At 74.2% G+C, this 26,137-nt stretch carries 25 protein-coding genes; 10 read left to right on the top strand and 15 right to left on the bottom strand.

Features of this window, described 5'->3' with window-relative positions:
- Positions 1-347 precede the first annotated feature (347 nt).
- Positions 348-1,220, top strand: coding sequence for a putative RNA methyltransferase (locus tag AC07DA_RS12485; RefSeq protein ID WP_479127213.1), 873 nt, complete (start codon positions 348-350; stop codon positions 1,218-1,220).
- 36 nt (positions 1,221-1,256) lie between these two features.
- Here AC07DA_RS12485 and AC07DA_RS12480 read toward each other — a convergent pair whose 3' ends face one another.
- The 3 genes from AC07DA_RS12480 to AC07DA_RS12470 are packed head-to-tail and all read right to left on the bottom strand — an operon-like array spanning position 1,257 to position 4,298.
- Positions 1,257-1,619: a DUF952 domain-containing protein gene (locus tag AC07DA_RS12480; protein ID WP_479127211.1), complete on the bottom strand. Its 363-nt coding sequence runs from the start codon at positions 1,617-1,619 to the stop codon at positions 1,257-1,259.
- Positions 1,620-1,663: 44 nt separating this feature from the next.
- Positions 1,664-2,611 carry a class A beta-lactamase gene (gene bla / locus AC07DA_RS12475; RefSeq protein ID WP_479127209.1) on the bottom strand — a complete coding sequence of 316 codons (948 nt, stop codon included), beginning with the start codon at positions 2,609-2,611 and terminating at the stop codon, positions 1,664-1,666.
- A 43-nt stretch (positions 2,612-2,654) separates the two neighbouring features.
- Entirely contained in the window at positions 2,655-4,298 is a 1,644-nt protein-coding gene (locus AC07DA_RS12470) for a penicillin-binding transpeptidase domain-containing protein (protein ID WP_479127207.1), read from the bottom strand.
- A gap of 114 nt (positions 4,299-4,412) precedes the next feature.
- Here AC07DA_RS12470 and AC07DA_RS12465 point away from each other — a divergent pair, with 114 nt between their 5' ends.
- Together AC07DA_RS12465 and AC07DA_RS12460 are read left to right on the top strand one after the other, a co-directional pair.
- Positions 4,413-5,363, top strand: coding sequence for a LysR family transcriptional regulator (locus AC07DA_RS12465; protein ID WP_479127205.1), 951 nt, complete (start codon positions 4,413-4,415; stop codon positions 5,361-5,363).
- On the top strand, positions 5,360-6,232 hold the full coding sequence (locus tag AC07DA_RS12460) for a serine hydrolase (RefSeq protein ID WP_479127202.1): 873 nt from the start codon (positions 5,360-5,362) through the stop codon (positions 6,230-6,232). Before AC07DA_RS12465 ends, AC07DA_RS12460 begins: the two co-directional genes overlap by 4 nt.
- 63 nt (positions 6,233-6,295) lie before the next feature.
- Here AC07DA_RS12460 and AC07DA_RS12455 read toward each other — a convergent pair whose 3' ends face one another.
- From AC07DA_RS12455 to AC07DA_RS12420, 8 genes are all read right to left on the bottom strand, one after another.
- Positions 6,296-6,886: a tellurite resistance TerB family protein gene (locus AC07DA_RS12455; protein ID WP_479127200.1), complete on the bottom strand. Its 591-nt coding sequence runs from the start codon at positions 6,884-6,886 to the stop codon at positions 6,296-6,298.
- 122 nt (positions 6,887-7,008) lie between these two features.
- Positions 7,009-7,581, bottom strand: a complete 573-nt coding sequence (locus AC07DA_RS12450; RefSeq protein WP_479127198.1) for a hypothetical protein — start codon at positions 7,579-7,581, stop codon at positions 7,009-7,011.
- Positions 7,565-8,056 carry an RNA polymerase sigma factor gene (locus AC07DA_RS12445; protein ID WP_479127195.1) on the bottom strand — a complete coding sequence of 164 codons (492 nt, stop codon included), beginning with the start codon at positions 8,054-8,056 and terminating at the stop codon, positions 7,565-7,567. The genes AC07DA_RS12450 and AC07DA_RS12445 overlap by 17 nt, the downstream gene beginning before the upstream one ends.
- On the bottom strand, positions 8,053-8,670 hold the full coding sequence (locus AC07DA_RS12440) for a class F sortase (RefSeq protein ID WP_479127193.1): 618 nt from the start codon (positions 8,668-8,670) through the stop codon (positions 8,053-8,055). Before AC07DA_RS12440 ends, AC07DA_RS12445 begins: the two co-directional genes overlap by 4 nt.
- Positions 8,667-9,053 (bottom strand): sortase-dependent protein, encoded by a 387-nt coding sequence (locus AC07DA_RS12435; RefSeq protein ID WP_479127191.1) that lies wholly within the window; start codon positions 9,051-9,053, stop codon positions 8,667-8,669. Before AC07DA_RS12435 ends, AC07DA_RS12440 begins: the two co-directional genes overlap by 4 nt.
- 200 nt (positions 9,054-9,253) lie before the next feature.
- Complete coding sequence (locus AC07DA_RS12430; protein ID WP_479127326.1) at positions 9,254-10,792, bottom strand: alpha/beta hydrolase; 1,539 nt, start codon at positions 10,790-10,792, stop codon at positions 9,254-9,256.
- Between the two features lie 374 nt (positions 10,793-11,166).
- A complete protein-coding gene (locus AC07DA_RS12425; RefSeq protein WP_479127189.1) occupies positions 11,167-12,021 on the bottom strand; it encodes a helix-turn-helix domain-containing protein in 855 nt (284 codons plus the stop codon).
- Between the two features lie 28 nt (positions 12,022-12,049).
- Positions 12,050-12,508, bottom strand: a complete 459-nt coding sequence (locus tag AC07DA_RS12420) for a DUF6879 family protein (RefSeq protein WP_479127187.1) — start codon at positions 12,506-12,508, stop codon at positions 12,050-12,052.
- 279 nt (positions 12,509-12,787) lie between these two features.
- On the opposite strand from AC07DA_RS12420, the gene AC07DA_RS12415 reads away from it, so the two are divergent.
- Positions 12,788-13,357, top strand: a complete 570-nt coding sequence (locus AC07DA_RS12415) for a DUF6415 family natural product biosynthesis protein (protein WP_479127185.1) — start codon at positions 12,788-12,790, stop codon at positions 13,355-13,357.
- 67 nt (positions 13,358-13,424) lie between these two features.
- On the top strand, positions 13,425-14,396 hold the full coding sequence (pip, locus tag AC07DA_RS12410; RefSeq protein ID WP_479127183.1) for a prolyl aminopeptidase: 972 nt from the start codon (positions 13,425-13,427) through the stop codon (positions 14,394-14,396).
- A gap of 67 nt (positions 14,397-14,463) precedes the next feature.
- On the opposite strand, the gene AC07DA_RS12405 is transcribed toward pip, so the two are convergent.
- Positions 14,464-15,339, bottom strand: a complete 876-nt coding sequence (locus AC07DA_RS12405) for a LysR family transcriptional regulator (protein ID WP_479127180.1) — start codon at positions 15,337-15,339, stop codon at positions 14,464-14,466.
- 113 nt (positions 15,340-15,452) lie between these two features.
- Between AC07DA_RS12405 and AC07DA_RS12400 the strand changes: the two genes are divergently transcribed.
- Positions 15,453-15,797, top strand: coding sequence for a YybH family protein (locus AC07DA_RS12400; protein WP_479127324.1), 345 nt, complete (start codon positions 15,453-15,455; stop codon positions 15,795-15,797).
- A gap of 128 nt (positions 15,798-15,925) precedes the next feature.
- On the opposite strand, the gene AC07DA_RS12395 is transcribed toward AC07DA_RS12400, so the two are convergent.
- Positions 15,926-17,980, bottom strand: coding sequence for an RICIN domain-containing protein (locus AC07DA_RS12395; RefSeq protein ID WP_479127178.1), 2,055 nt, complete (start codon positions 17,978-17,980; stop codon positions 15,926-15,928).
- A gap of 312 nt (positions 17,981-18,292) precedes the next feature.
- On the opposite strand from AC07DA_RS12395, the gene AC07DA_RS12390 reads away from it, so the two are divergent.
- A complete protein-coding gene (locus tag AC07DA_RS12390) occupies positions 18,293-19,366 on the top strand; it encodes a LacI family DNA-binding transcriptional regulator (protein WP_479127176.1) in 1,074 nt (357 codons plus the stop codon).
- Positions 19,367-19,612: 246 nt separating this feature from the next.
- Here the strand turns inward: AC07DA_RS12390 and AC07DA_RS12385 are convergent, their stop codons facing one another.
- Both AC07DA_RS12385 and AC07DA_RS12380 read right to left on the bottom strand, forming a co-directional pair.
- Positions 19,613-21,064, bottom strand: coding sequence for a DEAD/DEAH box helicase (locus AC07DA_RS12385; RefSeq protein WP_479127174.1), 1,452 nt, complete (start codon positions 21,062-21,064; stop codon positions 19,613-19,615).
- A 152-nt stretch (positions 21,065-21,216) separates the two neighbouring features.
- Complete coding sequence (locus AC07DA_RS12380; protein WP_003991681.1) at positions 21,217-21,420, bottom strand: cold-shock protein; 204 nt, start codon at positions 21,418-21,420, stop codon at positions 21,217-21,219.
- Between the two features lie 353 nt (positions 21,421-21,773).
- Here AC07DA_RS12380 and AC07DA_RS12375 point away from each other — a divergent pair, with 353 nt between their 5' ends.
- The 3 genes from AC07DA_RS12375 (at position 21,774) to AC07DA_RS12365 (ending at position 25,996) form a co-directional block, all read left to right on the top strand.
- Positions 21,774-23,981 (top strand): MMPL family transporter, encoded by a 2,208-nt coding sequence (locus tag AC07DA_RS12375; RefSeq protein ID WP_479127172.1) that lies wholly within the window; start codon positions 21,774-21,776, stop codon positions 23,979-23,981.
- 105 nt (positions 23,982-24,086) lie between these two features.
- Positions 24,087-25,322, top strand: a complete 1,236-nt coding sequence (locus AC07DA_RS12370) for a sensor histidine kinase (RefSeq protein ID WP_479127170.1) — start codon at positions 24,087-24,089, stop codon at positions 25,320-25,322.
- The gene (locus AC07DA_RS12365) at positions 25,319-25,996 is read left to right on the top strand and encodes a response regulator transcription factor (protein WP_479127168.1); all 678 of its coding nucleotides are present in this window, start codon (positions 25,319-25,321) and stop codon (positions 25,994-25,996) included. The genes AC07DA_RS12370 and AC07DA_RS12365 overlap by 4 nt, the downstream gene beginning before the upstream one ends.
- Positions 25,997-26,137: the final 141 nt, after the last annotated feature.

The following is a 26,137-nucleotide window of genomic DNA, read 5'->3' as shown; positions in this document are numbered from 1 at the left end:
GCAGCCTGGCCGCCACCGGCGCGGGCGGCCATCACCCCCGACTCCGGCAGCCCGGACCGGTTCCGGTCCGGCACGAACGGCTCCCCTGCGCCTCGCGCCGGTGCCCCGCGCTGGCCGTCCGCCCCGCACGGACGGCTCGTCGTGACGTTCCGCGGGTAGCCTCGGCGTATGGCTCTGGCATGCAACGCACTGCCGCACTGCTTCCTCTGACGCCGCGGTGAGGACGGCGACGTGAACCGGTCACGTCGCCGTCCTCGGCGCGCCCGCCCACGGGCGCGCCGGCGACCCAGCCCACCGCCCGCACGCGGCCCGGCCCGCACCGCGCCGCGTCGTCCAGGAGCACCGCCATGCCTTCGGGTCCCTCCCGCCTGCCGTCCGACCGGCTGCTGACCGTCCTGACCTGCCCCCTGTGCCCCTCCCGCCTCACCCGCGCCGACGGCGCCCTGCGCTGCGCCGGGCGCCACACCTTCGACATCGCCCGCCACGGCTACGTGAGCCTGCTGACAGGTGGGCGCCCCGCCGCGAGCGCCGACTCCGCCGGCATGGTCCGCAGCCGCGCGGCGTTCCTGCGCGCCGGGCACTACGACCCGCTCGCCCGGGCCATCGCCGGCCTCGCCGCCGGTCTGGCACCGGCCGACGCCACCGTGCTGGACGCCGGAGCGGGCACCGGCCACTACCTGGCCGCCGTCCTGGACGTCCTGCCCGGGGCCCTGGGCGTCGGCCTGGACACCTCCGCCGCCGCCCTGCGCGCCACGGCCCGGGCCCATCCCCGCGCGGAGGCCGCGGGCTGGGACGTCTGGCGGCCCTGGCCCGTGCGCACCGGCTGCGCCCACCTCGTGCTGAACGTCTTCGCGCCCCGCAACGGCCCCGAGTTCCACCGGGTCCTGCGCCCGGACGGCGCCCTGCTCGTCGTCACGCCCACGGGACGGCACCTGCGTGAACTGCGCGAGCCCCTCGGGCTGCTGGCGGTCGACCCCAGGAAGGAGGAACGCCTGCGCCGGACCCTGTCGGCCGCCTTCCGGCTCGATCGCACCGAGCCGCTGGAGTTCGCCCTGGCCCTGACGGCCGGGGACGCCACCGCCCTGGCGGCCATGAGCCCGGCCGCCCGCCACCTCGACGCGGCCGAACTGCGGGGCAGGGCGGACCGGTTGGGCACGCCGGTGCGGGTGACCGCGTCGTTCGCGCTGTCGGTGTACCGGCCCCGCGGGTCCGTCCGGTGACCCGTGCGGGCGAGGTGCTCCCGCACGGTCACCGGGTCAGCCCGCCGTCCCCAGCCCCGAGGCCCGGCCCGCACCGTCCCACCGGACCTGGAGGACGTGGTCGACGGCCTCCCGGTCGAGCGGGCCGAAGACGTGCGGGAACAGCGTGTCCCCGCGGACCCCGGGCGGCGGAGCGGGGGCCGCCGCCTCCCATTCCACCCTGGCGGTCAGCCGCGTCTCGTCGAGCGCGAGCACCAGCAGGGGCCGGGGCGCGTCCCGGTAGAAGGCGTTGACGACGGCCAGCGTGGTCGCCTCGTCCGGGGAGCAGTGCACGAAGCCCTCCTCGGCGAGGGAGGCGGGGGCGTACGGCCGGCCGGGTTCGCTGTTCCAGACGGTGCTCGGTACGACGTGATAGATCATGGCCCCGTTATAGCCGCTCCGTTTCCCGTATGGCCCGCTCCGCTTCACAGGCCGAGGGCGGCGACGGTCCGCCGGGTCGCCTCGGCGATCAGGGCGTCCGACGGCTCGGCGCCGTAGCCCGGGCGGTCGGTCATCACGGCGAGGACCAGCGGCTCGGAGCGGGGCGGGCGCACGACCGCGACGTCGTTGGCCCGGCCGTAGTGGCCCGTGCCGGTCTTGTCGGCGACCCGCCAGCCGCTCGGCAGTCCGGCCCGGATGCGGCGGGCGCCCACGGGGGTCGCGTTGCGGGTGAGCCAGTCCAGGAGCAGCGCGCGGTCGCGGGCGGGCAGGGCGCTGCCCAGCAGCAGCGTGCGGAAGTCGGTGGCGACCGCCTCGGGTGTGGTGGTGTCGCTGGGGTCGCCCGGCGGGACGTCGTGCAGTTCGGGCTCGTAGTGGTCCATGCGGCTGGTCCTGTCGCCGAGTCCGCGCAGGTAGGCGGTGAGTGCGTCCGGGCCGCCGATCTCGCGCATCAGCAGGTTGCCGGCCGCGCCGTCACTGAAGCGGACGGCGGCGTCGCAGAGCTGGCGCAGGGTCATGCCCGTCGCCAGGTGCCGGCCGGTGACCGGTGTGGTGGAGCGCAGGTCGGCCCGGGTGTAGGTGACGCGCCGGTCCAGGTCGTGCGGGGAGCGGTGGTGCAGGACCGCCGCGGCGGCCAGGGCCTTGAAGACCGAGCAGAACGCGAAGCGTTCCCCGGCGCGGTGCGCGACCGTGGCCCCGGTGCCGGTGGCGAGCGCGTAGACGCCGACCCGGGCGCCGTACGCGCGCTCCAGGTCCGCCAGCCGGGCGCGGCGCACCGGCGGCCGGCTCGGCGGCGCGGCGGACCGGGTGGCGGTCGCCTCCCCGCCGGTGCGGCCGGCGGGCCGACCGCCGCCGCATCCGGCGAGGGGGAGGGGCAGCAGGGTGGCGGCGGCCAGGAAGGAACGGCGGGTGGACACGGACCGGTCGTGGGTCATACGGATGTTCTCCTCACTCGGGCGGTTCCCCGGGCCCGCGGCCTCATTCCGCGTCGCCGGGCACCGCTGCCAGCAGGCTTCGGACGACCGGTCCGGCCGATCCGCCGCCGGTGACGCCCTCCTCGACGACGCAGGCGACGGCCACGTTGCCCCGGTGGGCGACGAGCCAGCCGTTGTTGTCCTGGTCGTCGGAGACCTCGGCGGTGCCGGTCTTCGCGCCGATCTCGCCGGGCAGGCCGGCGAGGACCTTCGCGGTGCCGTCGGTGACGGTGGCCCGCAGCATCGCGCGCAGCTGTGTGACCACGCCCTCCGGCAGCGGGGTCGTCTCGGTGGTGTCCTCGGTGCCGGCGGTCAGCGAGGGCTGGTGGAACGTGCCGGACACGGCCGTCGCCGTCACGGACGCCATGATCAGCGGATTGGCCTGCACCCGGCCCTGCCCGATCATCGAGGCGGCCTTCTCCGTCTCGTCCTTCGGCACCGGCACCGAGCCGTCGAACGTGGGCGCCCCGACGTGCCACTCCTGGCCGACGCCGAAGTACCTGCGGGCCACCTCGCCGAGCTCCCCGTCGTCCAGCCGGTCGCGCAGGCTGATGAACGCGGTGTTGCACGACTCCGTGAAGTCCTTGCGGAAGGTCGCGCCCGGATGCGCGGACAGTTCCACGTTCTGGAACCGCTTGCCCACGGTCAGGTACTTCGGGCAGTCCACCACGTCGTCCGGAGCGACGGCGCCCTTCAGCAGCAGCGCGCTGCTGGTGACGATCTTCCATGTGGAGCCGGGCGCGTAGGTGCCGGACAGCGCGCGGTTGAAGCCGGGCGCCGGGGAGTTGGCCACGGCCAGGACCTCTCCGTCGTCGATGCGCAGCGCGACCAGGGCGGCGTTCCTGCCGTCGGCGTGCTCGGCGAGGGCCCGCTCCGCGGCGGACTGCCAGTCGGCGTCGAGGGTCGTCCGGACCGGTCCCTGGTCCGCCCGGGCCGTCCTCGCGCCGAAGGTGGCCTCGGTGCGCTCCACCTTCCCGGTGGCCCGGTCGACCAGGCGGATCGCGCCGCGCGCGCCGGTGTCCGTGCCGCCGCCCCCGGCGAGCCGGGTCATCAGCGGCGCCAGGGAGGGGTGGTCGGCGGCGGACAGGGTGGTCCCCTCCCGGTCCTCGACCTCCGGGGGTTCGGTCTCCTCGCGCTCCAGGCGGAACTTCTCCGTGTCGCTCAGCCGCGGGTGGACGAGGGACAGCGTCCAGTCCACCTTCCAGGTGCCGTCGCCCTGCTCGCGCAGCGGCAGCTTCGACTCGTAGGTCCAGGTGCCCAGGCCGGTGACGGGCATCCGGGCGGTGAAGGGGACGGTGACCGTGCCGTCCCCCGTCTCGCTGGCCGTCCCGGCCGTGAGCCTCGGGTCGTCGATGTCGAGCCCGGTGGTGAAACTGTCCAGCACCCGCCGCGCCGTCCCGGGGCTGGTCGTCCGGCCCGCCGCCGCCGGCACGCGGCCGGCGGCCCAGTCGGCGAGGAACGCGCGGGCCTGTTTCCCGGCCTCCGGGTCGGGCCCGGCGTCCCGCTCGAAGGGCCCGAGACCGGCCGCGTACGCCCCGCCCGCGAGGGCGGCGAGCACCACGGCCCCGGCCACGGCCGCCCGCAGGGCCCTGCGGCGCGGTCCGGGTGTGCCGGTGGTGACGCCCGTGTGGTGGGTGTGAGTGTCCATGTGCCGAGGACAGCAGCGGCCCGGCATCCTGTCCAAGACCGGTATCGGTGTCGGACCGATATCCCTTCGATATGCTCCCTGCTCGTGGACCTGGTGCGGCACCTGGAGTGCTTCGTGGCTGTTGCAGAAGAGTCACACTTCGGCCGTGCCGCCGCCCGGTTGGGCATGGCCCAGCCGCCGCTGTCGCAGCGCATCCAGCGGCTGGAGAGGCACCTCGGCGTCCGGCTCTTCGAACGCACCAGCCGGCAGGTGACCATCACCGAGGCGGGGACGCTGCTGCTGGCCGAGGCGCGTGAGGTGCTCGCCCGTTCCGAGGCGCTGCTGGCCACCGCGCGCCGCATCCGCGACGGCGAGACCGGGCTGCTGCGGGCCGCCCTGCCCCCGGACGTCTCCGGCGAGACGGTCGCCGCGCTGCTCACGGCGTTCGCCGAGACCGCCGCAGGCCTGCAACTGGAGCTGCACGAACTGTCCACCGCCCAGCAGCTGGAGCGGTTCGCCGCGCACGAGCTGGACGTCGGGCTCATCCACCACCCCTGTGACGTCTCCGGCCTTGAGCTGGGCCCGGTGCTCCGCCGCGAGCTGGGCGTGCTGCTGCCCGGCGACGCGGTGGAGGCCGGGCTCGACGAGGTCCCGCTCGCCTCCCTCACCGGCCACGACCTGATCCTCTTCCCCCGCGCGGCCGCCCCCGCCGTCTACGACGACCTGCTCACCACCTGCGCCCGCAACGGCTACACCCCGCCCGCCGTACGCCACGCCCAGGGCGCCAGCTTCGTGCGCGGCCTGGTGCTGTCGGCCCGGGCGGTCGCGCTCAGCCCGCGTGACGCGCACGGCCACGGGGAGCGACCAGCGCCCCCGGAAGCGGACAGCGGCGTCGTGTGGCGTCCCCTCACCGGCGCCCCGCTCGCCCTGCGGCACTCCGTCGCCTGGCCCGGCGGCCGGGGCGACGCCGCCGTCGGCGCGTTCGCCGAGGCCGCGGTGCAGGCGCTGCGCGGCACCGCCGGCGCCACCCCCGACCTGCCCTCCCGCCCGCTCCACCTGCGCCCGGCCTCGGAGTACTGGCTGTGACCGACGTCCTCGCCCGCATCCACGCGGCCTTCGCCGACGCCGGGGTCACCGGCCGGCTGCACGCCGTCGACATCGACTCCGGCGCGCAGCTCGACGCCGGTGCCGACCAGCCGGTGTGCACCGCCAGCGTCCACAAGCTGTGCCTGCTCGTCGCGCTCCACCAGCGGGCGGTGGAAGGGCTGCTGGACCTCACCGAGCAGATCGAGTGCCCGCCGCAGGGCCGCACCACCGGGCCGACGGGGCTCGCCGCGATGCTCGACGGGGCCCGGCTGTCCCTGCGGGACCTCGCCTACCTGATGATGTCCGTCAGCGACAACGCCGCCGCCGACCTGCTGCTGGCGCGCGTCGGCCTCGACGCCGTCAACCACGCCACGGCCCGTCTCGGGCTCACGCACACCTACGCCGTCCACACCTTCGGCGAACTCCTCGCCACCATCAGGGAGGACGCCGGTCCCGGCGGCGCCGGGGCGCTGGCCGACCCGCACGTCGTCACCCGGCTCCGCGCGCTCGACCCGGCCCGCACCAACCGCAGCACCCCGCGCGACATGACCCGCCTGCTCGCCGCCGTCTGGCGCGACGAGGCGTGCCCGCCGGAGCACGGCGCGGCCATCCGGCGGGTCCTGGGACTCCAGGTGTGGCCGCACCGGCTGGCTTCCGGCTTCCCCTTCGACGACGTGCACGTCGCCGGCAAGACGGGCAGCCTGCCGACCGTGCGCAACGAGGTCGGCGTCGTCGAGTACCCCGACGGGGGCCGCTACGCCGTCGCCGTCTTCACCCGCACGGCCCGCACCTCCGCGCTGCTTCCCGCCGCCGACGCCGTCATCGGCACGACGGCCCGCCTGGCCGTGGACGCCCTGCGGGCGCGCTGACGGACCCGCCGGGGCCCACGGCGGGGACCCGACGCGGACGCGCGGACGACCCGGCGCGGGCGCTCAGAGCTGGAACTCGGCCGGGGACACCCCCAGCGCCGCGCAGGCCTCGCGCAGGACCTGGGCCTCGGCCTGGGAGAAGTGGCCGTCGGCACCGGCGATGACCATGCCGGTCTGGATCACGGCCCGCGCCTCGGTGGGCTTCTTGGCGGCCTTGGCGATCTCCTGCAGCGCCTCCGCCTTGCCGTGCTGGAAGTTGTGCGTCAGCTGGTCCACGTGCTTGTTGAAGCGCTGGCGCAGCTGCTCCGGCGGGAAGTTCTGCAGCACGTCGTTGCCGAGGATCATCGACTCGACCTGCTGGCGCTCCGAGGGGTCCACCTGCCCGTCGGCCGCCGCGACCAGGGCGCACACGGCCATGCTCGCGTCCCGGTAGGCGCCGCTCTTCAACTCGTTCTTCAGCGAACCCAGCTGCGACTTGAACAGGCCGATCAGCTGGGCCTTGCCGCCCCCGCCGGACCTCGCCCCGCCGGGCGTGCCGTGGCCGCCGGGCGTGCCGTGGCCACCCGCCGTGCCGTGCCCGCCGGGCGTGCCGCGCCCGGCCTGTCCCTGCTGCAGGGCCTTGGCCTGGTCCTTGAGCCGGTCCCACACTGCCATTGCCGTCACCTCGGTATTCGTCAGCGTCAAAGGGCGCACCCGCTCACGCGCGCACACCCTCCCAACGCCCGGCCCACGGGCAAAGGTTCCGCAAACCCGGCGGCAGCAGCCGGCCCCCACGGCTACCGGCGGTCGGTGGCCGGCTCCCCGGCCGTGCCCGCGCGGGCCGAGGAGGGCACCGGCCGGACCGAGGTCGGCGCGGCCGAGGGGGAATCCGGCGCGGAACCGGCGCCGTCGTCGCGCGTGGCGGAACGGGTGGCCGCGGTGCGGGGGCTGGTGGGACGGGAATCCTCGGCGCGGGGAGCCTCGGTACGGGGGCTCCCGGTACCGGGAGCGGGTGTCCGGGAGCGCTCCGAGGGGTCCGCGGCGGAGTCCGGCGCGGAGGGCGACGGGGGAGCCGGAGTGACGGGTGCCGGGGCCGCGGGCGGCGGCGCCATCGGCACGGCCGGGGCGGCGGGCTCCCCGGGCGCCGTGAGGCGCAGCGGCAGGAGGACGAGGGCGGCCACCGCGCAGCACAGGCCCGCTCCGGCCGCGGTGCGCACCAGGCGCCGGCGGGCAGCCCGGCGGCGGACCGCCTCGAACTGGCCGGGCGGCGCGCCCAGGTAGTCGGGTGCGGACGGCCGAAGGATCACGGCGAGCGGGTCGTCGGGGCCGGACTCCGGCTCGCCCGGGGCGTCGTCAAGGCGTGTGGTCAAGGCTTCTCCTCAGATGGACGCGGAGCAGTTCCCGGGCCGCGTGCAGGTCGGCCTTGACGGTTCCTTCCTTGCGCCCGGTCAGGGCGGACACCTCCCGGACCGGCATGTCAGCGTAGTAGTGGAGGAGGATCGGGACGCGCAGCCGTTCCGGCAGCGCCTGGACCAGCAGCCGCACCGACGGATCGGCCTGCTCGGTGTGGGGGCGTACGGCGGCCTCCGAGGTGACGCGGTGCAGGGCCCGGCGCTCGCGTTCCAGCTTGCGCCAGTGGTCCCGGACGAGGTTGGCCGCGGTGACGTAGAGGAAGCCGCGCGGCTCCTCGACGGACGTCCAGCGGGCCCACAGCCGGGTGAACGCCTCCGAGGCGATCTCGTGGGCCGTCTCGTCGTCGTCGACGAGCCGGCGGCACCAGCCGGCGAGACGCGGGTAGAGGGCGGCGAACAGCTCGGACGCGGCCTTCTCGCGGGACCGTTTCAACGCTCTCCAGGGGTGGGGGACTCGGCGCCGTCGCGCACGGCGAACACGATCACGTTGTCCGCGTATCCGTCGCCGGTACGCGCTCCGCCGCAGGTGACCAGCCGCAACTCCGGGCGGTCCACGTTCCCGTAGACGTCGTCCACCGGGAAGTCCCGCTTCGGGACGGTCCGTACGGCGGTGACGGCGAACCGCGCCGCCGTGCCGTTCTCCAGGCGCGCCTCGATCCGGTCGCCGCGGCGCAGCCGGGCCAGGTGGCGGAAGACCCCGTCGCCGTACCGCCCGACCGTGACGTGGCCGAGGAGCACCGACGGCCCGGTCCGGCCCGGGGGCGGCGAGTGCCGGTACCAGCCCGCCCGGTCGTGCGCCTCGACGGGCGGTACCTGCACGGTGCCGTCCGCGGCCAGGCCCAGCGGGATGACCGGGGTGTCGACGCCGATCGCCGGGACCAGCAGCCGCACCGGGACCGGACGGCTCCCGGTGCGCGGCCCCCCGCTCCCCTCCGGCGACGGCGGGTTCCCGGCGGCGCGCGGCCGCGCCGCCGGACCACCACCGCAGGCCGTCAGCACGGAGGCCAGGGCCCCGGCCGTGAACGCGCGCCTGGAGAACGCCGTCATGCCCCGCTCGCCCGGCGGCGGCGCACGGCGACGACCGTGCCGCCCCCCACGAGGAGCACCGCGGCGGCGCCCGCGCCGATCGCCGTGCCGTCGGTGCCGGAGCCCGCGGATCCCGTCGTCACACCGGTGTCGGGAGCGCCGCTGGGCACGACGGACACCTGGTCCCGCGCCGGTGCCCGGGTCGGTTCGGCGCGCGGGGCCGGGCGGGTGCGTTCGGCGGGAGGAGCCGGCTTGGGCGCGTCGGTCGCATCCGGGTGGGTGGTCGGCCGGGTGGTCGACGGCACGGGGCTCGGGGTCGTCGCCCCGTCCGCGAACGCGGGCCCCGTGCCCATCAGTACGGCGGTGCCCGCGAGGGCCAGCAGGCTGAGGACGGTTCGGCGCATGGAGTCGCACTCCCAGGTCGGTGAACAGGTCGTGCGGAGAGACGAGGCGGGAACGGAGCGCGTTGTAAAGAGATGGCAAAGTCACGGCAGTGCCTGGGACTCGTGGTGGTCCCGGGAAGCGCGATGCGCCCCGGGAAGCACCGGGCCCCGGACCCCCCGTGCGGTACGGGGCGTCCGGGGTCCGGGCGGGGCGGGACGGGTCAGCGCAGGGTGCCCAGGCGGTCGAGCCGCTCGTTCACGCCGTTGCGCAGCTCACCGAGGGTCGTGCCCGCGGGGGCCTTCTTCGGCGTGGCGGACGGCGGCTGGGTCTCGTCCGCGCAGGTCGTGCCGCGCGCCGGGACCTTGAGGCCGACGAGGTAACCGGTCACGGCGTCCGTCGCGCAGGCGCTGCGGCCGAAGGCGGTGTGCCCCTCGGCCCGGAAGGTCAGCAGCCGGCCGTTGTCGAGCTTCCGGGACAGGGCCACCGCGTCCTGGTACGGGGTGTCCGGGTCGCCGGTGGTGCCGAGGACCAGGATCGGCGCGGAGCCCTTCGCCCGGAAGGAACCGCCGTAGCGGCTGGGCTTCTCGCCGGTCCACTGCGCGCAGGCCGTGGCGTGCTGGTGGTCGTAGGTCGGCGGGCCGTACGCCATCGCCGGGCCGAGCAGCGGCGCCAGTTCGGCGTTCCGGGTCACCTGCCGCTTCAGCAGGGCCGGATCACGCGGGTAGTCCTTGTCGACGCACTCGACGGCCACGTTCGGGTTGAGGAAGTCGTAGCTGGCCGGGGACGGGGGCCGCAGCAGGAACGAGGTGTTGTCGCGCTGCTGCGCCTTGCGCAGGGCCTGGCCGAGGGAGGGCCAGATGACCTTGCCCTCGTTGATGTTGAACATCAGGCGGTAGACGAGGGTGTACCCGTTGGCCTGCCCGCCGTTGGCGGTCGGCACGGGGCTGGCGTCCAGGTCGGCCTTGAGCTTCTCGAACGCGGCCCGGGGGTCGCCGTCCCCGAACCCGCACGTGGCCTGGTCGGCCTTGCACCAGTCGAGGAACCGGCCCATGGCGCCGTCCAGCGCCAGGTACTGGGGCCGGTCGTAGGCGTACGGCCGCTTCGCGTAGTGCTCCGGGTCGTAGGCGCCGTCGAGCACCAGGGCGCGTACCCGCTCGGGGAACATGGCGGCGTAGACGGTCCCGATGTAGCTGCCGAACGACCGCCCGTAGTACGTCAGTTGCTCCTCCCCGAGCGCCTGCCGCAGCAGGTCGATGTCCCGGGCGACGTACCCGGTCCCGACGTACGGCAGGACGTCGCCCGCGTTGTCCTGGCAGCCCTGCACGAACGAGGCGGCCTGGCGCACGGCGGGTTCGTAGGCGTCCGGGCCGGGGGCGCCCTTGGCGGCGGTGACGGCCTGCGTGTACGTCGGGTCGTCCCAGCACACCACCTGCGAACTCCGGCCGACACCGCGGACGTCGTAGCCGAAGACGTCGAAGTTGTCGCGCAGGGAGGCCGGCAGGCCGGCGTAGTTGTTGCGCACGAAGTCGACGCCGGAGTTGCCGGGGCCGCCGGGCTGGAGGAAGAGGGTGCCCTTCTTCGCGCCCTGGTCCGCGGCCTTCTTGCGGACGACCGCCAGGGTGATGGTTCTGCCCTGCGGGTCGCGGTAGTCCAGCGGCACCTCCGCGTTCGCGCACTCGAACCCGCCCTGGCAGTCGGCCCAGGCGAGGGTGGGCACGGTCGGCTGCGGGCCGGTCGCGGTGGCGGGCTGGGCGGCCATCACCTGGGGTGCGGCGGCACCGGAGACGGCCAGGGCGAGGGCGGCGGCGAGGGCGACGCGCAGCCGGGTCAGACGTCTGCGCGTCGGCGCCCCGGCCCGGCGTTCACCGTGTTCTGTTGTTCTCACTGAGTGTTTCCCCCTCGGGCGCGGGGCGTTGGCCCGGCGCTCGGTCGGTTGGTCGGTCGTCGATCGGACTGGTCGGTCGGTGGCAGTTTCCGGCCAGGTCGGGCGGCAGGCACCGGCCGCGGTCGGATTGTCGACGTACTGGGACGTGATCTTTGCATTGCCCGGCGGTAGTTGCGCGGGTGTTCACGTGTGGAGACCGGGAATCCGGCCGGTCCGTTCCCGAGCGGGACGTCGGGGCGTACACCGTGTCAGCGCAGGGCGTCGATCGCCGCCGTGATCAGGGCCCGGGCAGCCGCCCCGTACACGGCGTCCCCGCGGAGCTGTTCGAACGCGCGCAGGTACAGGGCGATCTCGGCAGGCTGGGTGATGCGCACCCGGGCCGAGACGAGTTCGACGGACACCATCCGGTCGTCGTAGACGTGGAAGGTCTCGCGCGGCCACTGTGCCCGGGTGGGTGCCGACATGGGGATGATGCCGAGGGACACCTGGGGCAGGGCTCCCACGGTGAGCAGATGACCCAGTTGGGCGGCCATGCCCTCGGCGTCGCAGATCCGGTGCCGCAGGGCGTCCTCTTCTACCACGAACACGAAGCGGTGCCCCGGTTCGTGAAGCACACGGGACCGCTCCACGCGGGAGCGCGCCGCCGCGGCGCTGTCGTCGACCGGCACGTCCCGGAAGCGTGCGCTGATCCCGAGGACTCCGGTCGCGTACCCTTCCGTCTGGAGCAGGCCCGGCACCAGCGTCGAGGAGTAGACGCGGAAGAGCTTCGTGTCCTGGAAGAGCCTGGGTTCGCTGTTCTGCAACGCCTTCAGACCGGCGCGTACCTGAGTGCGCCACTCCGTGTACAGGGACTCGGCGTGGAGGGACTGGGTGATCAGGCCCTCCGCCTGGTCGGCGACCCCGCAGGCCGCGCACCACTTGCGGATGTCCGTGGCCGTGGGCGCCGTACGCGCGTTCTCGATCCGTGAGGTCTTCGCGTGGTGCCATGCGCACCGGGCGGCCAGCTCACTGACCGTCAGCCCCGCGGCCCTGCGCAGGTCGCGCAGTCGCTGTGCGACCACCTCGCGTGCGGCCTGGGCGGACGAGGAGGGGGAGTGAGGCATGAACGGGCCTGTCGCGGTGGGTGCCGGGTCACTGGATCTCGTACTGGTCGTGTGGGACGGCACGTGCCCACACGGCTTCGAATGCCTCGGCGCACAGTTTCGCGGCCGCCGGCTCCGAGCAGACCTCACCTCCTGCGGACACCCCGTCGCCGGTGAAGTGGTTCCAGTAGACCGTGCGGTCGTCGAAGAGCCAGAAATCGTTGCCGGGCAGCGCCAGGTCGGAGGCCCGGCGCCGGGGCAGCCAGCGTACGAGTTCACCGGCTGCGACGTTGGTGAAGGTGAGGCTGTGCAGGAACCGGGTGTAGTCGCTGACCGGTTCCGACACGATCCGCGCCCGGCGGATCACCACTCCGCGCGCCACCGTCTCCTCCACCAGGCTGAGCCAGGGACGCCACCACGAGGCGCGGTCGGCGGGATCGTGCCGGATGCCGCGGCGCCAGGCGGCGAACGGCTCGGACTCGTAGTCCACGGCGTACGTGTCGCGCATCTCCAGGTGGACAGCGGACCGTCGGGCACCGGCGAGCAGGTCAGCAATCGACCCAGACAGTGGGTGATTCGTGATCCCCGGTGTTCGGGTCGATACCGATGAACAAGAGCGGCACGGCTGCCTCCCCCACGGTGATGTGCAGGACTGTGCATCACGCTCACGCTCGCCGGGCGGTCGGTCAAGAGGTCGGGACCACCATCAGCCGAAGGTATGACACTTGGTGCACACATGTGCACATCGCTGGTGCGGCCCCACCCCGTCACACCTAGCGTCGGCATCATGAACGCCACGGCCCCGGCCTCCGCCGAAGTCCCGCCGGACCTCACGACGATGCGAGCGGCCGCGCAGCGGATGCTGTGCCCCGATTCCGGCCCCGACGCCCTGCCGCCGGCCACCGCCCAGTTGGCCGCATGCGTCGCCGAGCTGCGCGCCTACATCGAGCAGTTGGCGCCCGCGGTGCAGCAGATCGCCGAGCGGTTGCCCGCGACGAACGTCACCGCCTACGGCGCCCTGGCCTGCGTCACCGAGGCGCGCGGGAAGCTCCGTGCTCCCGAACTGGGCCTCGCCGCACCGGGCGACGGCGCCAGGTACGCCCGGAAGCTCGCCCGGGTGCTGGGTGCCCTGTGCGAGTACCACGACATCCTCGGCATTCTGGTCACGACCGGCGAGACACCGGAGCAGACGGCGGCTCGCCGCCTCGGTGACCACTGTGTGACCTGTCTGACCTGCCGGGCCGTGGACGACGAAGGAGCTAACGCCGCACTGCCCTGCGCCGAGCACGACCGGCTGTACGCGGCATACCGGCAGGCAAGGGCCCGTCTCTCCGCGGCCCGTCTGGGTGAGCGGTGACCGACCTCGTCGTGATAGCCCGTACAGGTGCCCCGTCCGGCCCACGGGGCAGGAAGGGACGTCCGACATGCCCGCGCTTCATCCCGCCTCCGTCGAGCCGTACGCCCACGGCATGCTCGACGTCGGTGACGGCAACCTCCTCTACTGGGAGACCTGCGGAAACCCCGCCGGCAAGCCCGCCCTCGTGCTGCACGGCGGTCCCGGGTCCGGGGCGGGGCCGTCCTGGCGGCGCCTGTTCGACCCGGCGGCGTACCGCGTCGTGCTGTTCGACCAGCGCGGGTGCGGGCGCAGCACGCCCGACGCGGCGGATCCGAAGACCTCGCTCGCCGCCAACACCACCCAGCACCTGATCGCCGACATTGAACTGCTGCGCCGTCACCTCGGCATCGACGAGTGGCTGGTCCTGGGCGGCTCCTGGGGCGTCACTCTCGCGCTGGCCTACGCGCAGCAGCACCCCGGGCGGGTCTCCGAGCTGGTGCTCTTCAGCGTCACCAACACCACGCGCCGCGAGGTGGAGTGGGTCACGCGGCACATGGGGCGCATCTTCCCCGAGGAGTGGGCCCGGTTCCGGGACGCCGTGCCGGAGGGGGAGCGTGAGGGGAATCTGGCCGACGCGTACGCCCGGCTGCTCGCGGATCCCGATCCGGCCGTGCGGGAGCGGGCCGCGCGGGAGTGGTGCCGCTGGGAGGACGTGCACGTCTCCACCCACCCGGGGCACCGGCCCGACCCGCGCTTCGAGGACCCCCGCTTCCGGTTCCGGTTCGCCCGCCTCGTCACGCACTACTGGCGGCACGCCGCCTTCCTGGAGGACGGGGCGCTGCTGCGCGACGCGGGGAAGCTCGCCGGCACCCCCGGTGTGCTGATCCACGGCCGTCTGGACATCAGCGGACCGCCGGACGTGGCGTGGCGGCTGGCGCAGGTGTGGCCGGACGCGGAGCTCGTGCTGATCGGAGACGAGGGGCACGGGCTGTCCGGGAGCACCTCGACGGGGGCGGTCGTGGGGGCGACGGACCGGTTCCGCCCGCTGTGCGGACGGTAGCCGCTGCCCAGGAGACCGGCTGCTGCGGGCGGCGACAGGTCGGGGAGCGGCCCGGGCAGCGGTGGCCTCACCCCCCGAACACCCCCCGCCCCACCCGAAGGAACTCCCGCACCGCGGGCCCCTGCGCCTCCCGCCACACCAGCGCCAGCAGTGCCGGTGCGGTGACGTCGGTGATCGTGCGGGTGACGAGGCGGTCGTCCGCGCCCCGCGTCATCGAGGCGCTCAGGACCGCGACGCCGAGTCCCCGGGCGGCCAGGTCCGTGATCGCGTCCGGAGCGCTGGCCTGCAGGGCGACGGCCGGGCGCAGGTCCCGCGCGGCGCAGGCGCGGTCGAGGACGGTGCGCAGGCCCGTGCCCGGGGGCATGCACACGACCGGGTGGGCGGTGACGTCGCGCAGCGTGACGCGCCGCCGGTCCGCCAGGGGGTGGCCCGGCGGAACCGCCACCACGAGCCGCTCGCTGACGACCGTCAGCGCGTCGAGCCCTTCGGGGGGCTCCGCGACGCCGACGAGCGCCACGTCCACGTCACCGGCGCGCACCGCCTCGACCAGCCGGTCGGAGGTGTCCTCCAGCAGGGAGATCCCCACACCCGGGTGGGCCCGGTGGAACGCGGCCAGCGTCTCGAACAGGGGCGTCACCGTGCAGCCGGTGACCATGCCGACCACGAGCCGTCCCCGGATCAGGCCGTTGACCTCGCCCACCGCCTGCCCGACCGCTCCGGCCGCGGCGAGCGCCGCACGGGCGTGATCGAGCGCGGCCCGTCCCGCCGGGGTGAGGGTGACGGCACGCGCCGAGCGGTCGAACAGCTCGGCGCCGAGCTCCCGTTCCAGCCGGCGGATCTGGGCGCTGACCCCGGACTGGCTGATGTGCACCCGCTCGGCGGCCCGCGTGAAGTTCCGCTCCTCGGCGACGGCGACGAAGTACTCCAGCTGCCTCAGCTCCATGACTGGATATTCTAGTTTTCAGCAGAACCAGCTGTTGGACTTCTGGACGGGGGCCACGGAGGCTGGAGGGGCAGGAGAGCCCACCCGAGGAGAGACCCGTGCACGAGAAGGCCATGCGCCCCGAGGACCTCACCCGCCTCTTCGTCGAACGCTCCAACGCCGGTGACGCGGCCGGGGTCGCCGCGCTCTACGAGGAGGACGCGGTGCTGGCCTACCCGCCCGGGGAGCGGACGGTCGGGCGGGAGGCGATCCGCGCCCTGTGGGAGGAGGTGCTGGCCGGCCGGCCCCGCTTCGAGCCGGAGACGCCCCTGCCGACCCTGGTCAGCGGCGATCTCGCCCTCACCGCGACCCCGCCGGGGGACGGCGCCGGGGCCCGGGCCCAGGTGGCCCGCCGCCAGCCGGACGGCAGCTGGCTGCGCGTGCTGGACCAGCCGGAGTTCCGTCCGCCCGCCGGGTGAGAGCGGCCGCCGGGCCGGTACGGGAAAGCCCCCGCCGTGCGGCGGGGGCAGGGGGAGCGCGGGGAGCCGGCCGGGCTCGTCAGGCACCTCGGTGCCGGCGAGCCCGGCCGCACCGGCTGACGCGGTGGCTACTGCGTCACCTCCGTCACCCGCCAGCGCTGGTTCGCCCCCGAGTTGGGCTGCCAGACGCCCACGGGCGCGTTCTCGCTCGTCGACTGGCCCGAGACGTCCGGGAGTTGACCCGTGGCCGCGTTGACGAGGGTCCACGTGCCGTCGCCGGTCGTGGAGGCGATCCACTCCGCGGCCCTGTCCCGGCGGCCCGTGTCCGGCTCGGCGACCAGGGCACCGCCGCGCACGGCGAGGCGCTTGTCCGACGTGGCCTCGGTGAGGACGTAACGCCGGTGGTTGCCGGTGCCGCGGATCTGCTCCACCGTCCACTGGCGGCCCGCCGGGTCGGCGGAGGCGCCGCGGATGACCAGCCCCGTGCCGTTGCCGGCGATCGTGAGGTCCTTGCCGCTCTGCACGCCGGTGAGGCGGTAGGTGTGGCCCTTGCGCAGTTCCGCCGCGTCCTTCGCGACGCCCGAGACGCCCTTGACGAGGAAGGACGTCACCGACTGGGCGGGCACGGGGACAGTGGCCCGCTCGCCCGTGACGCGGACGGGGCGCTGCCTGCCCAGCTTGCCGTCGGCGCTGGTCACCACCGGGGTGACGGTGGCGCGTGAGGAGACCCGGCCGAACTTCGACAGGTCGAGCGTGACCTCGCGTGCCTCGGTGGCGCTGTTGACGTGGACGACGGTCGCCGCGTCGCCCTTGCGGGAGACCGCCGCGGTGCTGGACGTGTCGTTCGTCTTGATCAGCCGGTCGCCGGGCTTGATGAAGTGCGTGAAGTTGCGGGCCGTGTCGAACTTGGTGTTCGTGTGGACCGGGCAGGTCTCCAGGGTGTCCTTGGCGGTGCAGCTGAACGGGAGCTGGATCTCGCCCCAGTTGCCGCCCTTCGCCGACTCCCCGCCGGGCTTCATGTTGTCGTAGTCCTCGACGGGCTGCCAGAACACCCAGGCCTTCGGCTCCAGTTCGCGCAGGTCGTCGACGATGCGCTGGGCGAGGCCGAGGCCGGGCCGCATGTCGGTGAAGCTCTGGCCGTCGCCCCAGTCGCCCTCGACCTCGCTCATCCACAGCGGCTTGCCGGCGGCCTTCGCCAGGTCGCGGACCGTGGTGCGCTGGCCGGTGCCGTAGGTGTGGACGTTCATCTGGCCGACCAGGTCGCGCACGTCCTGGGGGTAGGAGTTCCAGTTGGTGGCGAACGTACCCGGGTTGGTCTCGTCCATCGCGGATATCTCCGCGTCCGACGTGGACTTCCTCAGCACCGGGGCGAGCGCGCGCAGCACCTTCTGCTGGAGCTCGGGGCCCATGTGGGCGCCCTCCTGGCGGCCGCCGGTCGGCTCGCCGTCCGGGCCGAGCTTGGTGCCCCAGTAGTTGGTGTTCGGCTCGTTGAAGGGGTCGAGGGTGTCGACCTTGATGCCGTGCGCCTTCTCCAGCCGCTCGGTGGCGCCCACCAGGTACTTGGCGAAGTCCTCGACGGACTCGGGCTTCAGCTGGTCCTTGCCCGCGTCGAAGTTGCCGGAGACGTAGCCGCTCTCGGTCATGAACCAGGGCGGGGAGTTGCTGAAGGCCTCCCAGTGGGTGATGTCCTTCTTGATGCGGTCGACCCACCAGCGCTGCGTCTTGTCCGCGTTCTTGTTCCAGTCGGCCGGGTCCTCGGCGTCCCACCAGTCGACGTCCTCGCGGGTGGTGCCCGCCGGGGCCTTCCACCAGCCCTCGACCGCGCCGCCCGCGCGCAGGTAGTCCTTGACGTCCGGGGCGTTGCCGCCGCCGATGTTGTAGCGGGCGATGTTCAGCGCGAGGCCCTCGTCGCCGAAGAGGAGCCGGTACAGCTTCTCGCGGATCGCCGGCGGGTAGTCGCCGGTGGCGTTGGCGAACCAGACCAGGCTGGTGCCCCAGCCCTCGAACCTCTCGCCCGCGTAGGAGGGGTCCGGCCGCACGGTGACAGCGGCGGCGGCCCGGCCGGCCGCCGCCGGTTCGGCGTGGGCGGCCGGCAGGGTCGTCGTGGCCAGGAGGGTTCCGGTCGCCACGGCGGTGACGCCGATGGCCCCGAGGAGCCTTCTCTTGCGGGTGCGGTGTGCCATCTCGAGTACTCCAACTCTTCTGCGCGCCGCGCGTCCCGGCGGGCGCAGAGATCGGGGCCCAGGTTGGTGCGACTGGTCCGGTTGTGTCGCCTTCTCGTACGCTTCGTGCTCGCTATGTTTACGTAAACATCCGCTGGCGGGATGTCTACACTGTCCGAATCTCAGGGGTCAAGGAGTCGTTCCGGACCGGGGCCGGCGCCGGGAGGCGGCGCGGAGAGCGAGGGGCGGGTGGGCGCCGTGGACGGCGAGAGCGAGTCGAGGGGCACGAGCCGGACGAGAAGGCGCGCGGTCCGCCCCCGGCGGGGCGCGTCCATGGCCGACGTGGCGCGGCTGGCCGGGGTCTCCTCCCAGACGGTCTCCCGCGTCTCGAACGGCTTCGCCGGGGTCACCGAGGACACCCGCCGCGAGGTCCTGGCCGCCATGCGCGAACTGGGCTACCGGCCCAACAGCGCGGCCCGGGCCCTGCGCCGCGGTGAGTTCCGCACCCTCGGGGTGATCACGTTCTCCCTCTCCACCATGGGCAACATCCGCACCCTGGAGGCCATCGCCACCTCCGCGGCCGGACACGGCTACGCCGTCACGCTGCTGCCGGTGGCCGTCCCCACCCAGGACGAGGTGAACGGCGCGTTCTCCCGGCTGGGCGAACTGGCCGTGGACGCCGTGATCGTCATCATGGAGATCCACCTGCTCGACGCGGCCACGGTCTCCCTGCCCCCCGGGGTGCAGGTCGTGGTGGCCGACTCGGACGCGGGCGACCGCTACACCGTCGTCGACACCGACCAGGCGGGCGGCGCCCGGGACGCCGTACGCCACCTGCTCGACCTCGGCCACGAGACGGTGTGGCACCTGGCGGGCCCGGAGGACTCCTTCGCCGCGCAGCGCCGCGCCAACGCCTGGCGTGCGACGCTCACCGAGGCGGGCCGCACGGCGCCGCCCCCGGTGCGCGGCGACTGGTCGGCGGAGTCCGGCTACCGCGCCGGCCTCCTGCTGGCCGACGAGCCCGGCTGCACGGCCGTCTTCGCGGCCAACGACCAGATGGCCCTGGGCCTGCTGCGCGCCCTGCACGAGCGGGGCCGCCGCGTCCCCGACGACATCAGCGTCGTCGGCTTCGACGACATCCCCGAGTCGGCGTCCTTCCTCCCGCCCCTGACGACCATCCACCAGGACTTCGCCGCGGTGGGGCGGCTGTGCGTGGAGGGGGTGCTGGGCAAGATGCGCGAAGGGGACGCCGGCAGCGGCGGATCCGCCGGGGGCGGGCACGGCACGACGCTGGTGCCCACGCGGCTGGTGGTGCGCCAGAGCACGGCGCCCAGGGGCGGCCCGAGCGCGCGGGCCACCGGCACGGCCCGCACACCCGGGCCGAAGGCGCCTGGCGCACCCTCCTGACCACGGCCGAGGACCCGAGCCGCAGCGGCCCGCGGATCACCGGGGCCTGTGCGCGGGCCCCGGCAGCGGGGGGCGTCGAGCTACCTGCCGCCGGGCCGAGGCCCGGCCTTCCGGGCAAGCGCCCGGGAACCGGCCGCCCACGAGGGGGCGGCCGGACGGCAGGGAACGGGCCGGTGTGCCCCACGGCGGTGGTCAGGCCGACAGCGGGCCCGTCCCCCTGACGGGTTCACCGCACGACACCAGAGGTCAGCGGCGGCGGGCCCGGGGCGGCCTGCCCCGTCGGCCGGCCGGGGCCGAACCCGAGGAGGCGGGGCGGTTGGCGGCGGGCGGCGGGGTGAGGACGACGGGTACGCCCGAGGGTTCCTGCGCACCCGTGATGCGGCTCAGCTCCGCCTCGTCCGGGCCCACCCGGGTGATCCGCGGGGTGATGCCGGCGTCGGACATCAGCCGGGACATCTCGCGCCGCTGGTGCGGCAGGACCAGCGTGACGACGGTGCCGGACTCGCCCGCGCGCGCGGTGCGGCCGCCCCGGTGCAGGTAGTCCTTGTGGTCGGCGGGCGGATCCACGTTGACGACCAGGTCGAGGTTGTCCACGTGGATGCCGCGCGCGGCGACGTTCGTGGCCACCAGGACCGTGACGTCGCCGTCCTTGAACCGGGCCAGGGTCCGGGTGCGCTGGGACTGCGACTTGCCGCCGTGCAGCGCCATCGCGCGCACCCCGACCGCCAGCAGCTTCTTCGCCAGCCGGTCGGCGGCGTGCTTGGTGTCCAGGAACATGATCACGCGTCCGTCGCGGGCCGCGATCCGGGTCGTGGTGGCGTGCTTGTCGTCGTCCTCCACGTGCAGCAGGTGGTGCTCCATCGTGGTGACGGCACCCGCGGACGGATCGACCGAGTGCACCACCGGGTCGTGCAGGTACGCCCGCACCAGCCGGTCCACGTTGCGGTCCAGGGTGGCGGAGAACAGCATCCGCTGGCCCCCGGGGCGCACCTGGTCGAGCAGCGCGGTCACCTGCGGCATGAAGCCCATGTCGGTCATCTGGTCGGCCTCGTCGAGCACGGTGACGCCGACCCGGTCCAGCCGGCAGTCGCCGCGGTCCAGGAGGTCCTTGAGCCGGCCGGGCGTCGCGACGACGACCTCGGCGCCGGCGCGCAGGGCGTTCGCCTGGCGGCCGATCGGCAGTCCGCCGACCACCGTCGCGAGCCGCAGCCGCAGCGCCTTGGCGAACGGGGTGAGGGCGTCGGTGACCTGCTGGGCCAGCTCGCGCGTGGGCACCAGCACGAGCGCCAGGGGCTGCCGGGGCTCGGCCCGCTGCCCGTCGAGGCGGGCCAGCAGGGCGAGCCCGAAGGCGAGCGTCTTGCCCGAGCCGGTGCGGCCGCGGCCCAGGACGTCCCGGCCGGCCAGCGAGTTGGGCAGGGTGGCCGCCTGGATGGGGAACGGCTCGGTCAGCCCTTCCGCGCCCAGCGCGGCGAGCAGCCGCGGCGGCAGGTCGAGATCGGCGAACGCCTCGACGGCGGGCAGCGCCGGGGTGACGGTGACGGGCGGCGCGAACTCCCGGGCCGGGGCGGGGCGGCGGGCGCCGTGGCCGCCGTTCGCCGGGCGGGCGGCGGTGTTCTGTCCGCCCGCCTTGCGGGAGCGGAACCCGCCGTTGCGGGAGCGGGGGGAGCCGTTGCTGGTCCTGCGGGCCGTGCGGTCCATGGGGAACCTTCCTCGATGCGGCACGTATCGGGGAATGCGCAGACGGCACCGGAGGGCCGCAGGATTCGCAAGAGCGAGCCGGAACGGATGAAAACGAGCCGAGGCCCGCACCGCGAGGGGTGCGGGCCCCGGTCAGGGCAGACGCGTGCGCGTCAGGCGGGAACGATGTTCTCGGCCTGCGGGCCCTTCTGGCCCTGCGTGACGTCGAAGGTCACCTTCTGGCCTTCCTGGAGCTCACGGAAGCCAGAGGTGGCGATGTTCGAGTAGTGGGCGAACACGTCGGGACCGCCGCCCTCCTGCTCGATGAAGCCGAAGCCCTTTTCCGAGTTGAACCACTTCACGGTGCCGGTAGCCATATGAATCTCCCTTGAGGGGCAGTACTCAGGGCCCGCACCTTGCGGACCCGTAGTCGCCGAAATGATCACCCTGTGGAGAGATCCGAAAATTTTCGGAAACAAAAAAGAGTGCTCGCGTCGACAAAAGGTCGATAGAGCACTCGAAGTCTCTGGGAACCAAAACTGCAACAACAACGACGGTAGCACAGGGGGCGGAGGAAGGCCCGGGAAATCTCGTACCCGAGGCGGACCCGGGTGCCGGTTCTACTGCGTGGCGAGTACCCCGGATTGTCGGCAGCCGCACGACGACGGGAGGCCCCCCGGGCGGACAGGCTGGGCGGACGATCGACACCCAGATGTGGAGACCTCCTGCCGTGGCAACTTTCCTGTACCGAGTGGGCCGCTTGGCCTTCCGGCGACGCTGGTACGTCGCCCTGGTCTGGGCGGCCGTGCTGGCCGCCGTGGGCCTGGGCGCCCTCAAGGCGCCGGGCGCCGTCGACGAGGAGTTCTCGATGCCCGGCATCGAGTCCCAGAAGGCGTTCGACCTGATGGAGGAGCGCTTCCCCGGAACCGCGGCCGACGGCGCGACCGCCCGGGTGGTGTTCATCGCGCCGGACGGCCAGAAGGTGACCGCCGCGCAGAACAAGGAGGCGATAGAGAAGGCCGTCGGCGTGCTGGGCGACGGGACGCAGGTCGCGGGCGCCGTCGACCCGTTCCGGGCGAAGACCGTCAGCCGGGACGGCTCCACCGCCTTCGCGACCGTCACCTACGAGGTCGGCGCGGCCGACCTCACCGACGCCAGCCGCGCCCACCTGGAGCGGACGATCGACCAGGCCCGGGAGTCCGGGCTGACCGTGGAGGCCGGCGGCACCGCGCTCGCCGAGGAGGGCGGGCCGGGCGGCGCGGCCGAGGTGATCGGCGTCGCGATCGCCGCCCTGGTGCTGCTCGTCACGTTCGGCTCGCTGGCCGCCGCCGGACTCCCGCTGCTGACGGCCGTCATCGGCGTCGGTGTGAGCATGGCCACGATCCTCGCCCTGGCCAGCGCGCTCGGCCTGTCCACCACCACCGGCACCCTGGCGATGATGCTGGGCCTGGCCGTCGGCATCGACTACGCCCTGTTCGTCGTCTCCCGCTACCGCGAGGAACGCGCCATGGGGCGCACGCCGCAGGAGGCGACCGGGCTGGCCGTCGGCACCGCCGGGTCGGCGGTCGTCTTCGCCGGTCTCACCGTCGTCATCGCGCTGGCCGGGCTCGCCGTCGTCGGCATCCCGATGCTCACCAAGATGGGGCTCGCCGCGGCGGGCGCGGTCGTCGTCGCCGTGCTGATCGCGCTGACCCTCGTGCCGGCGTTCCTCGGCTTCTGGCCGGACGCCGTACTGAGCCGCAAGGCCCGCCGGAGCGGCCAGGTCCAGGCGGGCACCGACACCAACGGCGGCACCCGCTGGGCCCGGTACGTCCTGCGCCGCCCCCTGCCCGTGCTCCTCCTCGGCGTGCTGGGCCTGGGCGCCCTGGCCGTGCCCGTGACGGGCCTGCAGCTGGGCATGCCCGGCGACGAGGCCAAGCCCACCTCCACCACCGAACGCCGGGCCTACGACGCGCTCGCCGAGGGCTTCGGGCCGGGCTTCAACGGGCCGCTGACCATCGTCGTGGACGCCGGCGGCGCCGCCGATCCCAAGGCCGCCGCCGCCACGGTCGCCGAGGAGATCGGCGCCACGAAGGGCGTGGTGTCCGTCTCCCCGGCCCGCTTCAACGAGGCCGGCGACACCGCCGTCTTCTCGGTGGTGCCGTCGACCGCGCCGACCGACGAGAAGACCAAGAACCTGGTGACGACGATCCGGGGCGAGCGGCCCGGCGTCGAGAAGGACACCGGCGCGACCTACGAGGTCACCGGCACCACCGCGATGAACATCGACATCGCGGAGAAGGTGCAGGCCGCGCTGGTGCCGTACCTGGTCGTGGTGGTCGGCCTGGCGATCGTGCTGCTGCTGGTGGTCTTCCGGTCGCTGCTCGTCCCGCTGAAGGCGGCCCTCGGCTTCCTGCTGTCGGTGCTGGCGTCCCTCGGCGCGGTCGTGGTGGTCTTCCAGGAGGGGCACGGGGCGGAGCTGTTCGGCGTGGAGCAGACCGGCCCGATCATGAGCCTGATGCCGATCTTCCTGGTGGGCATCGTCTTCGGCCTGGCCATGGACTACGAGGTGTTCCTCGTCTCGCGGATGCGGGAGGCGTACGTCCACGGCGAGACGTCCGAGCGGGCGGTCGTGTCCGGCTTCCGGCACAGCGCCCGGGTGGTGGTCGCCGCCGCCCTGATCATGATCGCGGTGTTCGCCGGGTTCATCGGCGAGAGCGACTCCATGATCAAGATGATCGGCTTCGGGCTCGCCACGGCCGTCCTGTTCGACGCGTTCGTCGTCCGGATGGCGATCGTGCCGGCCGTGCTCGCCCTGCTCGGCGACAAGGCCTGGTGGCTGCCGAAGTGGCTGGACCGGCTGCTGCCCCGCGTCGACGTGGAGGGGGAGGCCCTCACCCGGCCGGGCGGAGCACCCGCCCCGGACAGCGCCCCGGACCTGGAGCCGGCGCGCACCTGACGCGTCCCGTCCAGGGGCCGCCCGTGGAGCAGGCCACGGGCGGCCCCTCGGGCGTCCCCGCCCCGAATCGACCACGATGGTGACAGTCCACCCACCGGAGACCCCATGACCACCGGCCCGGAACGGCGCTACGCGGACCGCCTGGAGGAGTTCGCCCACCGCCGCCCCTTCCTCGTCGACCTGGCGACGGCCCTGGCGCTGATGGCCTGCGCGACCTACGGCACCTCCCTGTCCCTGCCCAGCGCGACCTCACCGGTCCAGGACAAGACCGGCGTCGTCCTCATGGGCGTGGGCTGCCTCTTCCTGCTCAAGCACCGCGCCTACCCGCGCACCGTCGTCCTGGTCAACACCGCCTGCACGGTGGCGGCGGTCGCGAAGGGCTACCTGCTCACCCCGCTGCTGCTGGCGCCGATCATGGCGGCGCTGTACTGGCTGGCCACCGTCTCCCCGCGCAAGACCCTCCGCGTCTACGGCCTCGTCACCATGCTGGCGGTGACCGTCGCGGCCGTGTTCGCCGACTCCATGGACCACCTGTCGCTGCTGCTGCGGACGATCGGCCCGTTCTTCTGGCTGCTGCTGCCCCTGGCCGCGGGGAACATGACCCGGATGCGGCGCGCCTACCTGCACGCCGTACAGGCCCGAGCCGAGCACGCCGAGCGGACCCGGGAGGAGGAGGCCCGGCTGCGGGTCACCGAGGAGCGTGTGCGCATCGCCCGGGAGCTGCACGACGTGGTGGCCCACCACATGGCCCTCGCCAACGCCCAGGCCGGCACGGCCGCCCACCTCGCCCTCACCAGCCCCGAGCAGAGCCGCAAGATCCTGACCGACCTGACCGGCACCACCTCCGCCGCGCTGCGCGAGCTCAAGGCCGCGCTCGGCCTGCTGCGCGACAACGACGACGCCGGCGGCACGGGCCCGCTGGAGCCCTCCCCCGGGCTGGCCCGGCTGCCCGAGCTGGTCTCGGCGTGCGAGTCGGCGGGTCTGGAGGTCGCCGTCAGCACCGAGGGCGAGCCGCAGCCGCTGTCGCCGGGCGTCGACCTCACCGCGTACCGGATCGTGCAGGAGGCCCTGACCAACGTCACCAAGCACGCCGCCGCCGAGGCCGCGCACGTACGGCTCTCCTACACGGGCTCCCGGCTGCTGATCACCGTCACCAACGACGGCCCCAGCAAGCCGGAGGCCGCCCGGGGCCGTGGTTTCGGCGTGGTGGGCATGCGCGAACGGGCCCGCTCCATCGGCGGCGACCTGTGCGCCGGGCCCCGCCCCCAGGGCGGCTTCGAGGTCACCACCGCACTGCCGCTGCAGCCCGCCGCCCACCTCCCGGAAGGAACCACCACATGAGCATCAGGGTGCTGCTCGCCGACGACCAGGCCCTCCTGCGGGCCACCTTCCGCATCCTCATCGACTCCTGCGCGGACATGGAGGTCGTCGCCGAGGCCTCCGACGGCAAGGAGGCGGTGGAGCTCACCCGGGCCCACCGCCCCGACATCGTCCTGATGGACATCCGCATGCCCGGCACCGACGGACTGGCCGCCACCTCCACGCTGTGCGCCGACCCGGAGCTGTCCGCCACCCGCGTGCTGATCCTGACCACGTTCGAGACCGAGGACTACGTGGCGCAGGCCCTGCGGGCCGGGGCCAGCGGCTTCCTCGGCAAGGACGTCACCGCCGACACCCTGCTGGCCGGCCTGCGCACGGTGGCCTCCGGCGAGGCCCTGCTGTCACCCGGCGCCACCCGCTCCCTCATCAGCCGTTTCCTCATGGCGCCGGCCCCCGGCGCCGATGCGGCCCCGCCCGAGCGCCTCGCCGACCTCACGGTCCGCGAGCGCGAGGTGATGGCCCTGGCGGCGGAGGGCCGCTCCAACACCGAGATCGCCGAGGACCTCGTGCTCAGCCCGCTGACCGTGCGCACCCACATCCACCGGGCCATGACCAAGCTCGGCGCCCGCGACCGGGCCCAGCTCGTCGTCATCGCCTACCAGACGGGCCTGGTCCGCGCGACGCCCCCGGCGTGAGGAGCCGTCCACCGCGTGCCGTGAACGGCCGTACCGGAGCATCGCCGACACCCTGCCCGCGTCGGCGGCGCACGGCGCCCGACCTGGCGGCGTCGGCCCCCGCCCTGCGCGCCGGGGCCCCGGCGCGCGATCACCTTCTGC

The organism is Streptomyces sp. NPDC044921, assembly GCF_056432865.1.
This window is presented reverse-complemented; position numbering and strand designations above follow the sequence as displayed.